Raw genomic sequence first — 18,876 nt, forward strand, 5'->3', positions numbered from 1 at the left:
TCACTGACGCGTCATGCCGCGCGCAGGCGTCGCTCCGCGCCATGCGCGATCAATGCCAGCGAACCGCAGAGCAGAAAATAGATCATCCCGGCCGCAACATAAGCCTCGAGCGGCTGATACGTGCTGGCGGCGATGTTCTGTGCGGTTCGCGTGATCTCCGCCACCCCGACGACGGAGACGAGCGACGACGCCTTGATCAGCAGCACCATTTCGTTGACGAGCGAGGGCAGAGTCATCCGCACGGCCTGCGGCACCTGGATCCTCCACAGACGATCTGTTGCCGAGAACCCGAGCATCGTCGCCGCCTCGAGCTGGCCCTTCGGGAGATTCGCGAATCCGCCACGGAGAATTTCGGCGATATACGCGGCAGAGCACAGCGACACGGCACTGACGGCCGCCATCACGGGCGGCACATTGAGGCCCACGAACGGCAGGAAGTAGTAGACGAGCAGCAGTTGCACGAGCAGCGGCACCCCGCGAAACACCCGGACATACGCGCCAGCGGCGACACGAATCGCAACGTGCGGGGCAAGCCGTCCGCAGCAGACCACGAGGCCGACGCAGAAGCCGAGCACCAGCCCGGCTGCGGAGACTCCGAGCGTCATCAGCGCGGCATGGAACAGCAACGGCAGGCCGTCGATGAAGGTGTTCAGGCTGAACATGGCAGGTTGCTCGGTAGGGGTGCCCGGCGGTAGCACATCGATGCCGCTGCCCGGACGTGGCGCTCAATAGTTCGGCGTGGGCATCTCGGCCGGCATTGCAGTCGCGACGCCGAGCCACCTGTGCTGCAGTGTCGCAAGCGTGCCGTTCTTGTTCAACGCGACGAGCGCCGCGTTGAACGCATTGGCCAGCGACGCGCTGTCCGCATCCTTGCGCAGCGCATAGGCGAAGTAGACCTTTGCGCCGAACGCGGGTTGCACCACCGAGAACACCGCCGGGCGCTGCTTCGCGACATACGCGATGTTGGTCAGCGAGTTGGCGACGGCGACGATGCGCCCGGTTGCGAGGTCTGCATACGCTTGGTTGTTGTCGACGTATTCGCGGATCGTAGGCGGCTTCGGCAGTGTCGCCGCGTAGCTCTTCAACTGTTCGAGTTGCGCGCTGCCCTTGCCTGCGCCAACCACTTTACCCGCGATATCGGCAGAGGTCTTGAGACTGCCGTCGCCGGTTCGCTTCAGCAATGCATCGGTGGCTTCCGCGATCGGCAACGAGAACGCATAGCGCTCCATGCGCGCCTTCGTGACGGTCAGCGGCCCCGCGACCATGTCGAACTTGGCCGCGTCGAGGCCGGGCAGCACGCTTTCCCACGGCAGATCGATGAAGCGTACCTTCACGCCGATGATCTGACCCACGGCCGCGAACAGCGCCTTGTTGAAGCCGGCCTGCTGGCCGTTTTCGAGGAAATCGAACGGCGCGAACTGCATTTCGGTCCCCACCACCAGCTCGCCGTGCTGCTTGACGCGATCGAGCAGGCTCTCGGCATGTGCGGCCACGCTGGCTGCCGCGAGGATCAATGCCACGAACAGCGAAGTACAGGACTTGGATCGTTTCATCTGACGTGTTCCGTTCGAATCGAAAAGTGACTGGATGACCGGATTGACGCCTGCCCGGTCATCGCCCGGCGAATCCGTCGTCAACGCAATTTATGCGGTCAATTTATCGCCAGAAATATTGTTTTCCGATCCACCGAAAAGCTTTTCCCTATGCACGGTCTCTTCAGCGACGCTGCGCCGCCTCGCGGTGTCGGCGACGCGGATCGCACATGCCGTCAATCGTCTGCCGATTCATTTCCTGAATGAACGGCTTGCACGGTTTTGTCGCGCCATGCACCACTGCGACCCCTCCCTTTGATCACACGGTGCACGAACAGAAGCATCCACGCCGTCCATCGAACGCCAGCCCCATTGCGCATGGAAAAAAATAATGCAGATTCTCGATAACCCTCTTTTTGACTATGCAAAATGGCAGCGCACCTCGCGTTGCGAGCCGTTCCCGATCCGATACTTTGCGAGCCACGCTTCATGGAAAACATTGCGTTGCGCTATTCGTTGCGCCAATTGCGCTACTTCGTGGTCACCGCGGAAACACTGTCGTTTACCGCCGCCGCGCGCCAGTTGCACATCTCCCAACCGTCAATCTCCACATCGATAGGTGAACTGGAATCTTCATTCGGCATTCAGCTCTTTATCCGTCATCGTGCGAGCGGTGTGTCGTTGACGCCCGCGGGACGCGACGTGCTCGGTCAGGTTCGCAACCTGCTGAAAAACGCGGAAGAACTGCAGACGATGGCACGCGAGATGGATGGAGGCATGTCCGGCACGATCGCGCTGGGCTGCCTCGTCTCGCTGGCGCCGCCGTTGATGCCGGCATTGATGAGCCGCTTCGTTTCCGAGCACAGCGGTATCGGCTTCCGCACGATGGAGGCAAACCAGGACGACCTGCTGTCGGCACTGAGCAACGGCACGCTGGACATGGCGCTCACTTATAGCCTCGATATTGCCGACGACATTTCTTTCACGCCGCTCGTCACGCTGCCGCCGTATGCCATTCTGCCGCTCGAACACAAGCTCGCGCACAGCAAGAAAGTCGCCCTCGCCGATTTGCTCAACGAACCGTATGTTCTGCTCGACCTGCCGCACAGTCGCGAATACTTTGCCGGACTGTTCGATCCGCTTGGCCGCCGCCCGTCGCCGACGTTCCGTTCGTCGCAGCCGGAAGTCGTGCGCGGCATGGTGGCCAACGGCCTTGGCTACAGCATCCTGAACTTCCCGCTTCGTTCGACCCGCACCGTCGACGGTGCGACTTTCGCGGTCCGTCCGTTTCGCGACGAGGTCGCGGCGATCACCCTCGGCATCGCGATGTCGCGCAGCATGAAGCCCCGCCAGCTCGTCACGCGCTTCGCGCAATTCTGCGAAACCTACATCCCTCAGGTGCACGTCCAGGCAGCGCCGGCTGCATAGGGAAAAACTTCTTGTTGCATCCGAAAAGAATATTTCGACTCTTTATTGGACTTGTTAAATTGGACTCCAATGTGATCGGTTTCAACGTTTCCAGGAGGCACGATGCGTTCCATCCCTACGGCAGCGCCGTCTATCGACGTGATCGTCCGCGACCTGAAAACCAATTGTGAACGCGACTTCGGCGACGCTCGTGCGATGCCGCCGGGAGTCTATACATCACCCGAGTTCCTCGAGCGGGAACAGCAAACCCTCTTTCGCAACGAATGGCTGTGCATGGGCCGCGCGAGCGCACTGCCGAATCCGGGCGACTACCTGACAGCGGAGATCGCCGGCCAGCCGATTATCGTGATCCGCCGCGACGACGGCACACTGCGTGCAATGTCGAACGTATGCCTGCACCGCATGTCCACCCTGCTCGAAGGCCGGGGCAATGTACGCCGGATCGTCTGTCCGTATCACGCGTGGAATTACTCGCTGGACGGCGATCTGCGCGCTGCACCGATGATGGACAGGCAGGACGGTTTCTGTAAGGACAGCTACAAGCTTCCGCAGGTTCGCTGCGAGATCTGGCAGGGCTGGGTCTACGTCACGCTCAATCAGGAGGCGTCACCTGTCGCCGCCCAATTGAAGGAACTCGACGAATTGATCGCCAATTACGACATGGCGTCGTATGTCGAGACCTTCCACGAAGAACACGTGTGGGACACCAACTGGAAGATCCTCGCGGAAAATTTCATGGAGAGCTATCACCTGCCGATGCTGCATCGCGCGACGGTGGGCCCGCATTCGAGGCTCGACGAGATGGAGTGCCCGCCCGGACTTCCTGCATTCAACTATCACTGGATCACGAAAGAGGCCTCGCTGCCGATCGGCAATGCGCATCCGAACAATACCCGCCTGCAAGGCCAATGGCGCAAGACGACAGCGCTCCTCGCGATCTACCCGACCCATCTCGTCACGCTGACACCGGGCTATTTCTGGTATCTGGTGCTTCAGCCGCTGGGCGTGGATCGCGTGCACATCCGCTTCGGCGGCGGCCTGTCGCCGGAATTCGTCGACGATCCGAAGGCGGCCGAATACATGGCGACGCTGAAGAAGCTGCTCGACGAAGTCAATCTCGAAGACCGGCGCGGCGTCGAGGCCGTGTTCCGCGGCGTGCATGCCCCGCTTGCGAAGCCCGGTCACCTGAGTCATCTGGAACGGCCGAACTACGACTTCGCGCGCTATCTGGCATCGCACGTCGCCGTCTGAAGCCGCACGCAAACGACTCGCCACCCACGTCACCTCATTGAAGCTCACGATGACCAGTCAACCCTACATTTCGTTCGTCGGCGTCAGCAAGTCCTACGACGGCCGGCATGCGGTTGTCGACGGTCTCGATCTCGACATCGCCCGGGGTGAATTCGTCTCGCTGCTGGGACCGTCCGGCTCGGGCAAGACCACCACGCTGATGATGCTCGCCGGTTTCGAGACCCCGACCGACGGCACCATCCTGCTCGACGGTCGTCGCCTCGACGACAAGCCGCCGCACCAGCGCGACATCGGCATGGTGTTCCAGAACTACGCGCTGTTCCCGCACCTGACGATCGCCGAGAACGTCGCGTTTCCGCTATCGGTGCGCAAGACTGCTCGCGAGGAGCGCAAGCAGCGCGTGCAACGCGCGCTCGACATGGTGGAGTTGTCGCACCTCGCATCGCGACGTCCCGCGCAGTTGTCGGGCGGCCAGCAGCAGCGCGTCGCGCTGGCCCGCGCACTGGTATTCGAGCCTCGCGTGGTGCTGATGGACGAACCGCTCGGCGCGCTCGACAAACGGCTCCGCGAAACGATGCAGTATGAAATCATGCGCCTGCATCGCGATCTGTCGCTCACGATCGTCTATGTGACGCACGATCAGAACGAAGCGCTGACCATGTCGAATCGCGTCGCCGTGTTCTCCGACGGACGCATCCAGCAGGCCGCGACGCCGACCGAGCTGTACGAAAACGCGCAGAACGCATTCGTCGCGAACTTCGTCGGCGAGAACAACGGCCTCGCCGGGCGCGTCGGCGCGCTCGATGGCGAATGGGCCGTGCTTCAGCTTCGTGGCGGCATCACGATCCGCGGTCGCCGCGGCAACCAGGTCGAGGCAGGCGACGAAGCCATGCTCGCGCTGCGCCCCGAGCGCGCGCAGGTACTCGGTATCGCCGAAACCGCGAACGTGCCGGCGGGATCGAACGCACTCGCCGCGACCGTGCGCGACATCGTGTATTGCGGCGATCATCATCGCGTGCAGCTGCAACTCGACAGCGGCGACACGATGGTCGTCAAGGTCCCCAACACGCGCCTCGTCGCGCTGCCGCCGATCGGCGCAACCGCGACGATCGTATGGCGCCCGGACGACTGCAAGGTGCTGTCGCCATCCGCCATCCCCCGCGTCGCAAGCTCCGCCGTTCGCTTACCCATCCCGCCTGTTGCCGTGCCCATCGCCTCTGGAGCCTGATAATGCAAAACCCTCGCTACGCGTCCCTGCGCCGCACGATCGCGGCTGTCGTCGCACTCGGCGCCTTTTCCGCGCTGCCTGCCGCTCACGCGGCGGATACGTTGTCCGTCGTCACGTTCGGCGGCGCCTATGAAACGGCGGCTCGCCACGCATGGTTCGAGCCGTTCACCGCGAAGACCGGCACCCAGTTCCAGACCGAGTCGTACGACGGCGGCCTGGCCAAGCTGCAGGCCATGGAACAGGCGAAGAACCCGACTTGGGACCTGATCGACATGGAGACCAACGACGCGATCAACGCCTGCGACGAAGGTCTGCTCGACAAGCTGGACAGCAGGACGATCGGCAACACGTCGGATTTCCTGCCGGGCGCGCTGCGCGAATGCTCGGTGGCCGCGATGGTCTGGTCGACCGTGTATGCGTACGATGCGTCCAAGCTGAAGACCGCCCCGACCCGCATCGCGGACTTCTTCGACCTGAAGAAATTCCCGGGTAAGCGCGGCCTGAGAAAGTCGCCGAAGGTCACGCTCGAATGGGCGCTGGTCGCCGACGGCGTGGCCCCGGCCGACGTCTACAAGGTGCTCGCGACCCCGGCCGGCGTCGACCGTGCGTTTGCGAAGCTCGACACGATCAAGTCGAACATCGTGTGGTGGGAGGCCGGTGCGCAAGCCCCGCAGTTGCTCGCCGACGGCGCGGTGACGATGGTGCAGGCCTACAACGGCCGCATCGACAGCGCCGTCCACCAGGACAAGAAGCCGTTCAAGATCGTCTGGGACGCGCAGGTGTACGACTATGAATGGTGGGGGGTGCCGAAGGGTGCGAAGCACGCCGCGGCCGCGAAGCAGTTCATCGCTGCATCGGCGCAGCCGCAGGCATACGCGGATCTGTCGAAGTACATCGCGTACGCGCCGCCACGCAAGGCATCGTTGCCGCTGATCGACAAGGCCCGCCTTGCCGACCTGCCGACCGCGCCCGCCAACTTCAAGCGACCGATCCAGATCGACGCGAACTTCTGGGCCGACAGCGGCGATGCGCTGACCAAGCGCTTCCAGACATGGCTCGGCCAGTAATGCGCCGCTCCATGACGTCGTAGTGGTATTACGCGACGCGTCCCGTGCCGGGCGCGTCGCTCCGGAGTCCCGATGAACAACTCGTCAATGCTTCCCATGACGGCGGCAGGCCCCACGCTCGCGACAGAGCACGCCGTCAAATACCGGCAGGCGCGGCGCAAGGCGGCATTACACGCGTTGCTGCTGACGCTGCCCCTGCTCGTGTTCCTGCTCGCCACGTTCATCGCGCCGATTGCTTCGCTGCTGGCCCGCAGCGTGCGCAATCCGGAACTGTCCGGCGCGATGCCGTCGTTCGCGCAAACGCTGCGACACTGGAACGGCCAGGGCGTGCCGGACGAACCGGTGTTCGCCTCCCTCGCCGGCGGACTGAAGCGCGCCGGCGACGCCGGCACGCTCGGCGACGTGGCGCGCCGGATGAACTTCTACCAGCCCGAGTTCCGCACGCTGCTGCTGAAGTCGGCACGCACGGTACGCGCTCGCGATGCAGTCACGGCATGGAAGCCCGTCCTGCTGGCCGCCGACGATCGCTGGAACCAGCCCGAAACCTGGCGCCTGCTGAAACGCGCGGCATCGTCATGGACGCCGGACTATCTGTTGAACGGGCTCGACGCACAGGTATCCCCCGACGGCGCCGTCCATTCGGTGCCTGCGAACAGCGCGGTCTACCGCACCGCGTTCATGCGCACGGTGTCGATCAGCGCCACGGTCACGCTGCTGTGCCTGCTGCTCGCGTACCCGGTATCGTGGCTGCTCGCCAACCTGCCTGCGAAGCAGGGCAACCTGCTGATGCTGTTCGTGATCGTGCCGTTCTGGACCTCGCTGCTGGTCCGCACGACCGCGTGGTACGTACTGCTGCAACCGGGCGGTGTGGTCAACCGCGTGCTGCTCGCTCTGCATGCCGTCGATCATCCGCTACCGTTGATCTTCAACCGCGCCGGTGTGCTGATCGGCATGACGCACGTGCTGTTGCCCTACATGATTCTCGCGATTTACTCGGTGATGAAAGGCGTGCCGCCGATCTACATGCGCGCCGCGCAATCGCTCGGGGCGCACCCGGTCGTCGCGTTCTTTCGCGTGTACGTGCCTCAGACGCTGCCGGGCATCGGCGCCGGGTGCTTTCTCGTGTTCGTGCTGGCGCTCGGTTACTACATTACGCCGGCCCTGCTCGGCGGCGCAGGCGACGAGATGATCAGCCAACTGATCGCGTCGCAAACCAACGATCTGCTCAACTGGGGGCTGGCCGGTGCACTGTCCGCGTATCTCGTGATCTTCACCGCCGTGTTCTATTTCATCTTCAACCGGCTCGTCGGCATCGACCGGCTCCGGTTCGGCTGACGCCCGGCGTCACTGGAGCCGCATCGTGTCCGTGAATCCCAACAGCCTGCCGTCGACGCGCATTGCCACTGCCAGTGTGCGCATCCACTGCGCGATCGTGCTGTTCTTCCTGGTTGCGCCGATCCTCGTGATCATTCCGTTGTCGTTCAATTCGGGCTCGTATTTTTCGTACCCGATGGAAGGCTTCTCGCTGCGCTGGTACGCGCAGGCATTCGGAAGCCCCGACTGGCAGCGGGCATTTCTGAACAGCATGGCCATCGGCACGGCGTCGACCGCGATTGCGACGAGTCTCGGCACGCTCGCCGCGATCGGTCTCGCGCGCGACAATTTTCCATTCCGCTCGCTGATCATGCCGATCCTGATTTCGCCCATGATCATACCGATCGTCGTGGTCGCGGCCGGCTTCTATCTGATCTTCGCGCCGCTCGGGCTCGTCAACTCCTACCCGGGTGTGATCCTTGCGCATGCGGCACTCGGCACGCCGTTCGTCGTGATTACCGTGACCGCGTCGTTGCTGTCGTTCGACCAGAGCCTGCTGCGCGCCGCCGCCAATCTCGGGGCCGCGCCGTGGACGACCTTTCGCCGCGTGACGCTGCCGCTGATCCTGCCGGCGGTCGCCACTGGCGCCGTGTTCGCATTCGCGACGTCGTTCGACGAAGTGATCGTGATCCTCTTCATCGGCGGTCCCGATCAACGCACCGTGCCCCGGCAGATGTGGAGCGGCATTCGCGACCAGATCGATCCGTCGATCCTCGCCGTCGCCACCGTGTTGATCGTGTTCGCGATTCTGCTCTTCACCAGCATCAACTGGCTGCGTGGCCGCGCGCTGGCCTCGAGCGCGGCGCGCGAAGCGGCCTAGCCGCCGTCTGCCGGGCTGGCGGAAGTCAGTCTGAGCCAATGCCGTCGGTGTCGTACGTTGCGTTGCGTCCGCCTCCTTCCTTTTCCCTGATTCGATGGCGACCCGGCGTTTTTCGCCGCGGGCACGCGCCTGCGTTCCGTTCATGACCGGTCGATACACACGCATCTGCATAGGCAAACCAGATGCAATTCATTTTTTAAATATATTTTTCAGATTCAGTGTCCCAGCGTAGATTTTCTTCAACACGACGCAATGCGCGGAAACACGGCCACACGACGCACATCGTTTCGGACTACCGAGGCATTCCAGCGTCGGTGCCTGAACGGCGCGATTGCGTCACGCGGTCGTATCGCGACCATTGCGGCAAATTGCGGTGAAACGGACTTGTCAGTCCATGAATACCAAATCGATACGCATCAGGAAGAACCAACATGACCGTCGAAGTCACATCAATCGATACGCTGGTGGTCGGCGCCGGACAGGCCGGTGTCGCGATGAGCGAACACCTCGGTGCGCTTGGCGTGCCGCATCTCGTGCTGGAACGCGATCGCATCGCGGAGCGCTGGCGCACCGCGCGCTGGGATTCGCTGGTGGCGAACGGCCCGGCATGGCACGACCGGTTTCCCAACATGCATATCCGCGGCGTCGATGCGGACGGGTTCGCAACGAAGGATCAGATGGCCGAGTATTTCGTCGACTACGCGCGCATGATCGATGCGCCGATTCGCACCGGCGTCGACGTCAAGCGCGTGGTTCGCGAGAGCGGCCGGCAGGGCTTTGTCGTCGAGACATCGGATGGCACCTTCCATGCGAACCGCGTCGTCGTCGCGACCGGCCCGTTCCAGTGCCCGGTCATTCCGGCCATCGCACCCACCGACGCGCACCTGACGCAGATTCATTCCGCCGACTACCGCAATCCCGGGCAACTGCCCGCCGGCAACGTGCTCGTCGTCGGCGCGGGTTCGTCGGGCGTCCAGATCGCGGCCGAACTGCAACGCTCGGGCCATCAGGTCTATCTGTCCGTCGGTCCTCACGACCGTCCGCCGCGCGCGTATCGCGGTCGCGATTTCTGCTGGTGGCTTGGCGTACTCGGTCTGTGGGACATGGAAACGATGCGCCCCGGCCGCTCGCACGTGACGATCGCCGTGAGCGGCGCGGACGGCGGTCACACGGTCGACTTCCGCCGTCTCGCGCACGACGGTGTGACGCTGGTCGGCGTGACCCGCGCCTTCGATCGGGGCACCGTCACATTCGAAGCGGATCTCGCGGCCAACATCGCGGCCGGCGACGAAAACTATCTGTCGCTGCTGGACGCCGCCGATGCGTACGCCGCCAGCAACGGTCTCGATCTGCCGGAGGAGCCCGAAGCCCGCCGCATTCCCGCCGACCCGCCATGCCTCGCCGAACCGCTCACGCAACTCGACCTCGCCGCGGCCGGCGTCACGTCGATCATCTGGGCGACAGGCTACGCGAACGACTTCGGCTGGCTACAGGTCGACGCCTTCGACGAGAACGGCAAGCCGAAACATCAGCGCGGCGTCGCAAGCGAGCCCGGACTCTATTTCCTCGGTCTGCCGTGGCTGTCGCGGCGCGGCTCCGCGTTCATCTGGGGCGTCTGGCACGACGCCAAACATGTGGCCGGACATATCGCGACGCAGCGCAGCTACCAGCACTATCACGAGGCCGCCGCGCAACGGAACATCCCCGCCGCGCCGCCCGCCGGCGATCATGGTGCCGAGTCGGCCGTCCCGAGCCCGATGCCGACCAGCGCCGCCGCGCACTGAACGCACGACCGACGCGCACCGTACCGTCCACCGAACCCTCCTTCAGGAATGCATGACGATGAGCCAGCCGACCCACACTCGTATCCGGATGTTCAACACGAAAGACACCTATCCGAACCAGACGCTGGACAACGATCTGTGCCAGGCCGTCCGGGCCGGCAACACGGTCTATGTGCGCGGCCAGATCGGCACCGACTTCGACGGCAATCTGGTCGGCCTGGGCGATCCGCGCGCGCAGACCGAACAGGCCATGAAGAACGTCAAGCAACTGCTCGAAGAAGCCGGCAGCGACCTCTCGCATATCGTCAAGACCACCACGTATCTGATCGATCCGCGTTATCGCGAGCCGGTCTATCAGGTCGTCGGCAAGTGGCTCAAGGGCGTCTATCCGATCTCGACCGGCCTCGTGGTCAGCGCGCTCGGCCAGCCGGAGTGGCTGATGGAAATCGACGTCATCGCCGTGATTCCCGACAACTGGCAGCCGACCCCCGCTGCCGGAGCCTGACATGACATTCTCGATCGTCGGACGATGCGCCGAAACCGGACAACTCGGCGTCGCAATCAGCTCCTCGAGCATCGCAGTGGGCGCGCGCTGCCCGTGGGTTCGCACCGGGGCGGGCGCCGTGGCCACGCAGAACGTCACGCTGCCGTCGCTCGGCCCACAGGTGCTCGACCTGCTCGGCGACGGCGCGACCGACCCCGCGCAGGCGCTCGAAGCCGCGCTCGCCACCGATCGCTGGCGCGACTATCGGCAGGTCACGGTCGTCGATGCGCAGGGCCGCACGGCATTCCAGACCGGCGCGCAGGCGCTCGGCCTGCATCATGCGATGGCGGGCAGACAGTGTGTCGCCGCGGGCAACATGCTCGCCAGTCAGGACGTGATCTCCGCGATGGTGCCCGCGTTCGAGACGACGCCCGGCCCGCTCGCCGACCGTCTGCTCGCGGCGATGCAGGCTGCGATCGACGCAGGCGGAGAAGCCGGCCCGGTGCATTCGGCCGCGTTGAAGATCGTCGATACGCAGGTATGGCCGCTCGTCGATCTGCGGGTCGACTGGACCGACGACGCCCCGATCGCGGCGCTCGCCGCGCTGTGGCGTGCATACCGTCCGCAGATGCAGGACTACGTGACGCGCGCACTCGATCCGACCACCGCACCGAAATACGGCGTACCCGGCGATGAGTGAGCCGACCAGCCGCACGCTGCTCGCCGAACTGATCGGCTTCGATACGGTCAGTCGGCACTCGAACCTCGCGATGATCGAGTTCATCCGCGACTATCTGGCAGGCTACGGCGTAGACAGCGAACTGTTCCACAACGACGCGCGCAGCAAGGCGAACCTGTTCGCCACGATCGGACCGCTCGAGCGCGGCGGCATCCTGCTCTCGGGTCATACGGACGTGGTGCCCGCCGACGGCCAGGCATGGACCGTCGAGCCGTTTCGGATGAGCGAACGCGACGGCCGGCTGTATGGCCGCGGCACCGCGGACATGAAGGGCTTTCTCGCGTCGGTGCTGGCCGCGGTACCGATGTTCGTCGCGCGTCGGTTGTCGTTGCCGATCCATCTCGCGTTCTCGTACGACGAGGAGATCGGCTGCCTCGGCGTGCGGCCGATGCTGGCCGAACTCGCGAAGCGCCCGCATCGGCCGGTGCTGTGCGTGATCGGCGAGCCGACCGAATTGAAGCCAGTGCTCGGCCACAAGGGCAAACTGGCGATGCGCTGCCACGTCAAAGGCGCCGCGTGTCATTCCGCGTACGCGCCGTATGGCGTCAATGCGATTCAGTATGCTTCGCGTCTGGTCAACCGGCTGGAGGAAATCGGCGAACGGCTCGCGCAACCGGAGCATCACGACGCTCGCTTCGATCCGCCGTTCTCGACGGTCCAGACGGGTCTGATCCACGGCGGCAAGGCGTTGAACATCGTTCCCGACGCATGCGAATTCGATTTCGAGGTCCGCACGCTGCCCGGCTTCGACGCCGATGAAGTGACCAGCGAATTGCAGGCCTATGCGGAGCAACACCTGACGCCGAAGATGCGCGCGGTTCACGCGGATTGCGATATCCGGATGCAGCCGCTGTCCGCCTACCCGGGCCTGTCGACACCGGACGATGGCGACGCCGCCCGCCTGTTGACGATACTCAGCGGATCGAGCGCGTTCGGCACCGTTGCGTTCGGCACGGAAGGCGGGCTGTTCGAGCAGGCGGGCATTCCGACCGTCGTGTGCGGACCGGGCAGCATGGATCAAGGGCACAAGCCGGACGAGTTCGTGAGCATCGACCAACTGCAGGGTTGCGACGCGATGCTGCGGCGGCTGGCCGAACATCTCGCCCCGCCCGAAGCGACCGATCGCGACACCGACTGATTTCGATTCCGTCGAGCGCACTGGCGGGGCACCGGCGCGCTGCATTGGAAAAACCTTCGAATGACATTCGAAAAGAGTTTTTTCCCGCTCAATATTGGCCACGTAAAGTCCGCTCATCGAACTTGCATTGCGTCCTTCGCGCGACACGAGTGAATACGGCGCGACGACCCGAACCGATCGAGGCAATCATGAACGCAGTCAGCGACATCCCCGCAAGCGTACCTGCCGCCACGCTCGCCCGGGCGTGCGCGATGCCGCTCGTCGAAATCGAGGGTTTGCACAAACGTTTCGGCGAAACCGACGTGTTGCGCGGAATCGATGTGTCGATCGCGCAATCCGAAGTGGTCTGCCTGATTGGTCCGTCCGGGTCCGGCAAAAGCACGTTGCTGCGCTGCATGGCCGCCCTCGAAACCTACGATCACGGCGAGATCCGGATCGGGGGCGAGATGCTCGGCTACGTCGAACGCAACGGCGTGCGCGTGCGCGCGTCGAACGCCGAGATCAACCGCGTGCGCCGCAACATCGGCATGGTGTTTCAGCAGTTCAACCTGTGGCCGCACATGAGCGTGCTCGGCAACGTCACCGAAGCGCTGCGGCGGGTACGCCGCCTGCCGGTTGCCGAGGCGAACGCCATCGGCGGCCGCATGCTCGAAATGGTCGGCATGTCCCACAAGGCGGATGCCCATCCGTCGAAACTGTCCGGTGGCCAGCAGCAGCGCGTGGCGATCGCCCGCGCGTTGGCGATGGAGCCGAACCTGATGCTGTTCGACGAGCCCACCTCCGCACTGGACCCGGAACTCGTCGGCGAAGTGCTGCAGGTCATGAAACAGCTCGCGCGCGACGGGATGACGATGGTCGTCGTCACGCACGAGATGGGCTTCGCCGCCCAGATGGCCGATCGCGTCGTGTTTCTCGACCATGGCCGGATCGCGGTGAGCGGCGCGCCGGGCGAGGTGTTCCGCCGCTCCACGAACCCCCGGCTGCAGCAGTTCCTGCAGAACTATCGCGATCGCAACGCGTTCTGGAAATCGGACGACGCAACGGCCGACGCGGAAGGACCGCCCTGAGACCGCAAGCGGGTCGACGCGTCGAGGCGTGGCCGGCGCTCGGCCGCCCGACCGGTCGAACCTTTTCGGCAACTCCGCTGCGCCCAACCATGAACTTGCGGCCCGCGCCCCTGCCGGCGCCCCTTTTTCAAACGCTTACGCTCACGTACTTCGACATGAACGAAACCCGGCTTCGCACCGATCTCGCCGCCGCCTTCCGCTGCTTCGCCCGCCTCGGCATGCATGAAGCGGTCGCGAACCACTTCAGCGTCGCCGTTTCCGACGACGGCCGTCGCTTCCTGATGAACCCCAAATGGATGCACTTCTCGCGAATCCGCGCGAGCGACCTGGTGCTGCTGGATGCCGACGACCGTTCGAGCCTTGAAAACGGCAGCATCGATCCGACCGCGTGGGCAATCCATGGTCAGTTGCACCAGCAACTGCCGCACGTGCGCGTCGCCATGCACCTGCACCCCGTCCATATCACCACGATCTCGACGTTGTCCGATCCGACCATCCTGCCCATCGAGCAGAACACCGCCCGCTATTTCAATCGTGTCGCACTGGACACCGCATTCTCCGGCATGGCGGATACCGAAGACGAAGGCGCCCGCCTCGTGTCGCTGCTCAAGGACAAGTCCCGTCTGCTGATGGGCAATCACGGCGTACTGGTGACCGCGCCGACGATCGGCGAGGCGTTCGACGACATGTACACGCTCGAACGCGCGTGCCGGATTCTCGTCAACGCGTACGCGACCGGCAAGCCGATCAACGTGCTGTCCGACGAAGTGGCCGAGAAGACCGCGCGTGACTGGGAAGGCTTCCGTGACTTCTCGATCGCGCATTTCGACGAGATGAAGCGCATCCTGGACGTCGAGGAGCCGTCGTATCGGGATTGAGAGGGTGGGAATCAGCAGGCGCGGTTCATCCTGACACATTCACTGACCGCAGGGCATCGCCGCCGTCACGGCCGCCCGCGCTCCGCCACCGCCGCATGACACACGGCCTCGACCCGGTTGCCGGCCGGATCGATCAGAAAAGCCGCGTAGTAGTCGCCGTGGTACTGCGGCCGCAATCCGGGTTCGCCGTCGGACTGGCCGCCCGTCGCGAGGCCGGCCTCGAAAAACGCCTGCACCTGCTCGCGCGATGCGGCCTTGAAACACCAGTGCCGCTTGCTCGTCCCGACTTCGGCGGGATCCAGATACACCGCCAGAAAAGTCGATGCAGGGTCGTTCGCGCTGCACCGTTCGCCATAGCCGAGCGCGTTGGCCCGGTCGTAGACCTTGGCTGCGCCCAGCGCAGCCATGACGGCATCGTAGAAGGGGCGTGCCTGGTCGATATCCGGCACGCCGATCGACACGTGATCAAGCAGTTGCATGGTGTGGGCTCCATTGAACGAGCCCGAGTCTACACACCTCTTCCCGGTTCGACCGATCAACCTTACCGACGACTACACTACCGGCCCGGCGTCCTACGTGATCTGATACGTCGACGCCGGCACGAACTCCTCCGGCATCGGCCGATCGCCGAGTTCGAGCACCGACCGCTCGATCGTGCGCGTGATCGCATCGAGCGCGAGCGCATTCGGCGCGAGGCCGAACGGCTCGGCCACTTCGTTCGCGATCGCTTCGAGCGCGATCAGCGTATAGGCAATGAACACACAGATCAGCGGCGTGAAGAACTCCGTCGAATCGACGAGCCCGAACGGCAGCAGCACGCAATACGCATACACGGTGCGATGCAGCAGCACGCTGTACGAAAACGGAATCGGCGTCGACAGGATGCGCTCGCAACCACCGACGGACTTGCCGAGTTCATCGAGCTGCGTCTCGAACATCCAGCAGGTCGCGTCGCTGCCGGGCGCGCGCCCCAGCGCACGGACAATGCCGCCGCGCAGTTCGTCGAGGATCGCGACCGGCTTGTAGCATTTGCCGCCGAGCGCGGCCGTGCGCTCCGCCCCGAGAATGCGCACCAGGTCTTCGGTCGGATCGGTATGGCGCAGCTGGTGTTTCAGCGCATACGCGAGCGCGATCAGCAGATCGGCGAGCCGGTTGCGCTCGGCGTCGCTCACGCCGTCGGGCAGGTAGCGATGCAGTTGCGACGTCACGGCGCGTGCGGCGATCAGCAGGTTGCCCCACAGATGCCGCGCCTCCTTGAAGCGCTCGAAGCTCGCGTTGTTGCGAAACCCGAGGAAGATCGCGAGCGCGAGCCCGAACAGCGTGAACGGCGCGGTGTTCAGCGGAATCTTCTCGCCGAAGATGCGCCCGTTCGTGAAGACCGCCAGCGTGCTGACGACCGCCATGAACACGAGTTGCGGAATGATGGATTGCAGCACGGAGCCGTTCCATACGAACAGCATCCTGAGCCAGTTCTGTCGTGGTCTGACGATCATGATGTTTTCTCGACTGCCAAAGGAATGCGCAACGCAACCCGTTGCGCCCGCACCCGATGCGCAACGGCCCGCGCGTGGCGGGCCGCTTTCACATCGGGTGCCGTGCCGGACGCGGCGCGTGATGATACCCGCGCGCCGCGCCCCGTCACGTCGCTTGCCGCTCAGTGATAGCCGATATCGCCCTCGCGCACCTTGCCGCGGAACACGCGGTACTGCATCGCGTTGTACACGAGGATGATCGGCAGCACGATCACGGTGCCGACCAGCGCGAACAACTGGCTCGAATGGCTCGACGACGCATCCCAGATCGTCAGCGACGGCGGCACGATGTTCGGCCAGATGCTGATCACGAGCCCCGTGTAGCCGAGAAACACGAGCGCGAGTGTCAGCAGGAACGGCGTGGCCTCGTGCGCACGCTTCACCGTGTGGAAGATGCCCCACACGCACGCGATGACCAGGATCGGCACCGGCAGGAACCAGCCGAGGTTGCCGCTGCCGAACCAGCGGTGCGCGACGGCCGGCAGCCCGATCACGGTCCACAGGCTCACCACGCCCATCACCGCGAGCAGCACGCCCGTGAGCGGCTTCATCAGCAACCGCATCTTGCGCTGCAGTTCGCCGTCGACCTTCAGGATCAGCCAGCCGCAGCCGAGCGTCGCATAGGTGACGAGCACGCCGATCCCGCACATCATGCTGAACGGCGACAGCCAGTCGAACGGCCCGCCCGCGAACTGGTTGTTCTCGATCTTGATGCCCTGCAGCAGCGAACCGAGCACGATCCCCTGGCAGAACGCCGCCAGCGCCGAGCCGCCGATGAACGCGAGATCCCACATGTGCTGCGTGCGGGTGGCTTTCGCGCGCAGCTCGAACGCCGCGCCCCGGAAGATCAGCCCGACCAGCATCAGCACCAGCGGCAGGTAGTTGGCCGGCAGCAGCGTCGAATACACGACCGGGAACGCGCCATAGAGGCCCGCGCCGCCGAGCACGAGGAACGTCTCGTTGCCGTCCCACACCGGCGCGACGGTATCGAGCATCACCTGGCGCTCGGCCTTCGCGTCGAAGAACGGAAACAGCAGACCGATGCCGAGATCGAAGCCGTCCAGCATCACGTAGATGAATACGCCGAGGCCGATGATCGCGGCCCAGACGACAGGAAGATCGATATGCATGGTTACTCCGCCTCGGTGACGTTCAGCGGCGTGGACAGCGCGCTCTTGCGCAGCCCCGGATGCCGGTGCAGTTCGATGTAGCCGGCCTGGGCCGCCGGCCCGCGCTTCATCAGTTTCATCATGTAGTAGATACCCGTTCCGAATACGAGGAAATACACGACCACGAAGACCAGCAGCGACACGCCGACCTGCTGGGCGGTGAGCGGGGAGACCGAGTCGATGGTGCGCAGCACGCCGTACACGGTCCACGGCTGCCGCCCGACCTCGGTCGTGATCCAGCCGGCGAGCAGCGCGACGATGCCCGACGGCCCCATCGCCACCACGAACCACTGGAACCAGCGCGTTTCATACAGGCGCCCGCCCTTTCTCAGCAGCAGCCCGAGCAGCGCGGTGAGCAGCATCAGCATCCCGAGGCCGGCCATGATCCGGAACGTCCAGAAGATGATCGGCGAATACGGGCGGTCCTGCGGCGGGAATTCCTTCAGCCCGCGGATCTCGCCGTCCCAGCTGTGCGTGAGGATCAGGCTGCCGAGGTGCGGCACCTGGATCGCATAGCGCGTGGTTTCGGCCTGCATGTCGGGCAGCCCGATCAGGTTCAGCGCGGTGCCGCCCTTCTCGGTTTCCCACAGCCCCTCGATCGCCGCGATCTTCGCCGGCTGGTATTCGCGCGTGTTCAGCCCGTGCGCGTCGCCGACGACGATCTGGATCGGCGCGAGCACCAGCAGCATCCACAGCGCCATCGAGAAGCTGCGCTTGACCGGCTCGTCGCGGCGCCCCTTCAGCAGGTGCCACGCGCCGCACGCGGCGACGATGAAGCCCGCGACGATGAACGCCGCGATCGTCATGTGCACGAGACGGTACGGAAACGACGGGTTGAAGACGATCTTGAACCAGTCGACCGGCACGACGAGGCCATTCTCGATCTTGTAGCCTTGCGGCGTCTGCATGAAGCTGTTCGACGCGAGAATCCAGAACGTCGAGATCAGCGTGCCGACCGCGACCATCAGCGTCGCGAAGAAGTGCGCACGCGGGCTGACGCGCTGCCAGCCGAACAGCATCACGCCGAGAAAGCCGGCTTCGAGGAAGAACGCCGTCAGGACTTCATACGTGAGCAGCGGCCCCGTGATGTTGCCCGCGACGCGCGAGAACCCGGCCCAGTTGGTGCCGAACTCGTACGCCATCACGACGCCGGAGACCACGCCCATCCCGAAGCCGATCGCGAAGATCTTCGACCAGAACTGAAACATGGATTTGTAGGCGGCGTCGCCGGTGACGAGATAGCGCCATTCCAGCACCGCCAGGAAGCTCGCCATGCCGATGCTGATCGCGGGGAACACGATGTGGAACGACACCGTGAATGCGAATTGCAATCGGGCGAGATGGAACGCATCGAAGATTTCCATGACCGTAATTTGCTCGTGGTT

At 64.4% G+C, this 18,876-nt stretch carries 19 protein-coding genes; 13 read left to right on the forward strand and 6 right to left on the reverse strand.

Features of this window, described 5'->3' with window-relative positions:
• Nucleotides 1-11 precede the first annotated feature (11 nt).
• Together HWX07_RS09160 and HWX07_RS09165 are read right to left on the reverse strand one after the other, a co-directional pair.
• Nucleotides 12-662 (reverse strand): amino acid ABC transporter permease, encoded by a 651-nt coding sequence (locus HWX07_RS09160; RefSeq protein WP_175876064.1) that lies wholly within the window; start codon nucleotides 660-662, stop codon nucleotides 12-14.
• Between the two features lie 63 nt (nucleotides 663-725).
• Nucleotides 726-1,553 carry a transporter substrate-binding domain-containing protein gene (locus HWX07_RS09165; protein WP_175876065.1) on the reverse strand — a complete coding sequence of 276 codons (828 nt, stop codon included), beginning with the start codon at nucleotides 1,551-1,553 and terminating at the stop codon, nucleotides 726-728.
• 34 nt (nucleotides 1,554-1,587) lie between these two features.
• Between HWX07_RS09165 and HWX07_RS09170 the strand changes: the two genes are divergently transcribed.
• From HWX07_RS09170 to HWX07_RS09230, 13 genes are all read left to right on the forward strand, one after another.
• Complete coding sequence (locus HWX07_RS09170) at nucleotides 1,588-1,851, forward strand: hypothetical protein (RefSeq protein ID WP_175876066.1); 264 nt, start codon at nucleotides 1,588-1,590, stop codon at nucleotides 1,849-1,851.
• A 170-nt stretch (nucleotides 1,852-2,021) separates the two neighbouring features.
• Entirely contained in the window at nucleotides 2,022-2,960 is a 939-nt protein-coding gene (locus tag HWX07_RS09175; RefSeq protein ID WP_175876167.1) for a LysR family transcriptional regulator, read from the forward strand.
• Between the two features lie 102 nt (nucleotides 2,961-3,062).
• Nucleotides 3,063-4,211 (forward strand): SRPBCC family protein, encoded by a 1,149-nt coding sequence (locus HWX07_RS09180; RefSeq protein WP_175876067.1) that lies wholly within the window; start codon nucleotides 3,063-3,065, stop codon nucleotides 4,209-4,211.
• A gap of 49 nt (nucleotides 4,212-4,260) precedes the next feature.
• Nucleotides 4,261-5,439 carry an ABC transporter ATP-binding protein gene (locus HWX07_RS09185; RefSeq protein ID WP_175876068.1) on the forward strand — a complete coding sequence of 393 codons (1,179 nt, stop codon included), beginning with the start codon at nucleotides 4,261-4,263 and terminating at the stop codon, nucleotides 5,437-5,439.
• A gap of 2 nt (nucleotides 5,440-5,441) precedes the next feature.
• A complete protein-coding gene (locus HWX07_RS09190) occupies nucleotides 5,442-6,506 on the forward strand; it encodes an ABC transporter substrate-binding protein (RefSeq protein WP_175876069.1) in 1,065 nt (354 codons plus the stop codon).
• A gap of 87 nt (nucleotides 6,507-6,593) precedes the next feature.
• The gene (locus HWX07_RS09195; RefSeq protein WP_244129964.1) at nucleotides 6,594-7,841 is read left to right on the forward strand and encodes an ABC transporter permease; all 1,248 of its coding nucleotides are present in this window, start codon (nucleotides 6,594-6,596) and stop codon (nucleotides 7,839-7,841) included.
• Between the two features lie 25 nt (nucleotides 7,842-7,866).
• Nucleotides 7,867-8,700 carry an ABC transporter permease gene (locus HWX07_RS09200; RefSeq protein ID WP_175876071.1) on the forward strand — a complete coding sequence of 278 codons (834 nt, stop codon included), beginning with the start codon at nucleotides 7,867-7,869 and terminating at the stop codon, nucleotides 8,698-8,700.
• Nucleotides 8,701-9,131: 431 nt separating this feature from the next.
• Nucleotides 9,132-10,484: an NAD(P)/FAD-dependent oxidoreductase gene (locus tag HWX07_RS09205; protein ID WP_175876072.1), complete on the forward strand. Its 1,353-nt coding sequence runs from the start codon at nucleotides 9,132-9,134 to the stop codon at nucleotides 10,482-10,484.
• A 58-nt stretch (nucleotides 10,485-10,542) separates the two neighbouring features.
• Nucleotides 10,543-10,989, forward strand: a complete 447-nt coding sequence (locus HWX07_RS09210) for a RidA family protein (RefSeq protein ID WP_006481310.1) — start codon at nucleotides 10,543-10,545, stop codon at nucleotides 10,987-10,989.
• A 1-nt stretch (nucleotide 10,990) separates the two neighbouring features.
• Nucleotides 10,991-11,668, forward strand: coding sequence for a DUF1028 domain-containing protein (locus tag HWX07_RS09215; RefSeq protein WP_175876073.1), 678 nt, complete (start codon nucleotides 10,991-10,993; stop codon nucleotides 11,666-11,668).
• On the forward strand, nucleotides 11,661-12,845 hold the full coding sequence (gene argE, locus HWX07_RS09220) for an acetylornithine deacetylase (protein WP_175876074.1): 1,185 nt from the start codon (nucleotides 11,661-11,663) through the stop codon (nucleotides 12,843-12,845). Before HWX07_RS09215 ends, argE begins: the two co-directional genes overlap by 8 nt.
• A 188-nt stretch (nucleotides 12,846-13,033) precedes the next feature.
• A complete protein-coding gene (locus HWX07_RS09225) occupies nucleotides 13,034-13,912 on the forward strand; it encodes an amino acid ABC transporter ATP-binding protein (protein WP_175876168.1) in 879 nt (292 codons plus the stop codon).
• A gap of 155 nt (nucleotides 13,913-14,067) precedes the next feature.
• Nucleotides 14,068-14,790 (forward strand): class II aldolase and adducin N-terminal domain-containing protein, encoded by a 723-nt coding sequence (locus tag HWX07_RS09230; RefSeq protein ID WP_175876075.1) that lies wholly within the window; start codon nucleotides 14,068-14,070, stop codon nucleotides 14,788-14,790.
• Nucleotides 14,791-14,855: 65 nt separating this feature from the next.
• Here HWX07_RS09230 and HWX07_RS09235 read toward each other — a convergent pair whose 3' ends face one another.
• From HWX07_RS09235 to HWX07_RS09250, 4 genes are all read right to left on the reverse strand, one after another.
• Nucleotides 14,856-15,269, reverse strand: a complete 414-nt coding sequence (locus tag HWX07_RS09235) for a VOC family protein (RefSeq protein ID WP_175876076.1) — start codon at nucleotides 15,267-15,269, stop codon at nucleotides 14,856-14,858.
• A 93-nt stretch (nucleotides 15,270-15,362) separates the two neighbouring features.
• Complete coding sequence (locus HWX07_RS09240; RefSeq protein WP_175876077.1) at nucleotides 15,363-16,283, reverse strand: bestrophin family ion channel; 921 nt, start codon at nucleotides 16,281-16,283, stop codon at nucleotides 15,363-15,365.
• Between the two features lie 161 nt (nucleotides 16,284-16,444).
• Nucleotides 16,445-17,452, reverse strand: coding sequence for a cytochrome d ubiquinol oxidase subunit II (gene cydB / locus HWX07_RS09245; RefSeq protein WP_027807756.1), 1,008 nt, complete (start codon nucleotides 17,450-17,452; stop codon nucleotides 16,445-16,447).
• Between the two features lie 2 nt (nucleotides 17,453-17,454).
• On the reverse strand, nucleotides 17,455-18,855 hold the full coding sequence (locus HWX07_RS09250) for a cytochrome ubiquinol oxidase subunit I (protein ID WP_175876078.1): 1,401 nt from the start codon (nucleotides 18,853-18,855) through the stop codon (nucleotides 17,455-17,457).
• Nucleotides 18,856-18,876 lie beyond the last annotated feature (21 nt).

This window comes from Burkholderia sp. BCC0097 (genome assembly GCF_902832985.1).
Classification (GTDB): Bacteria; Pseudomonadota; Gammaproteobacteria; order Burkholderiales; family Burkholderiaceae; genus Burkholderia; species Burkholderia orbicola.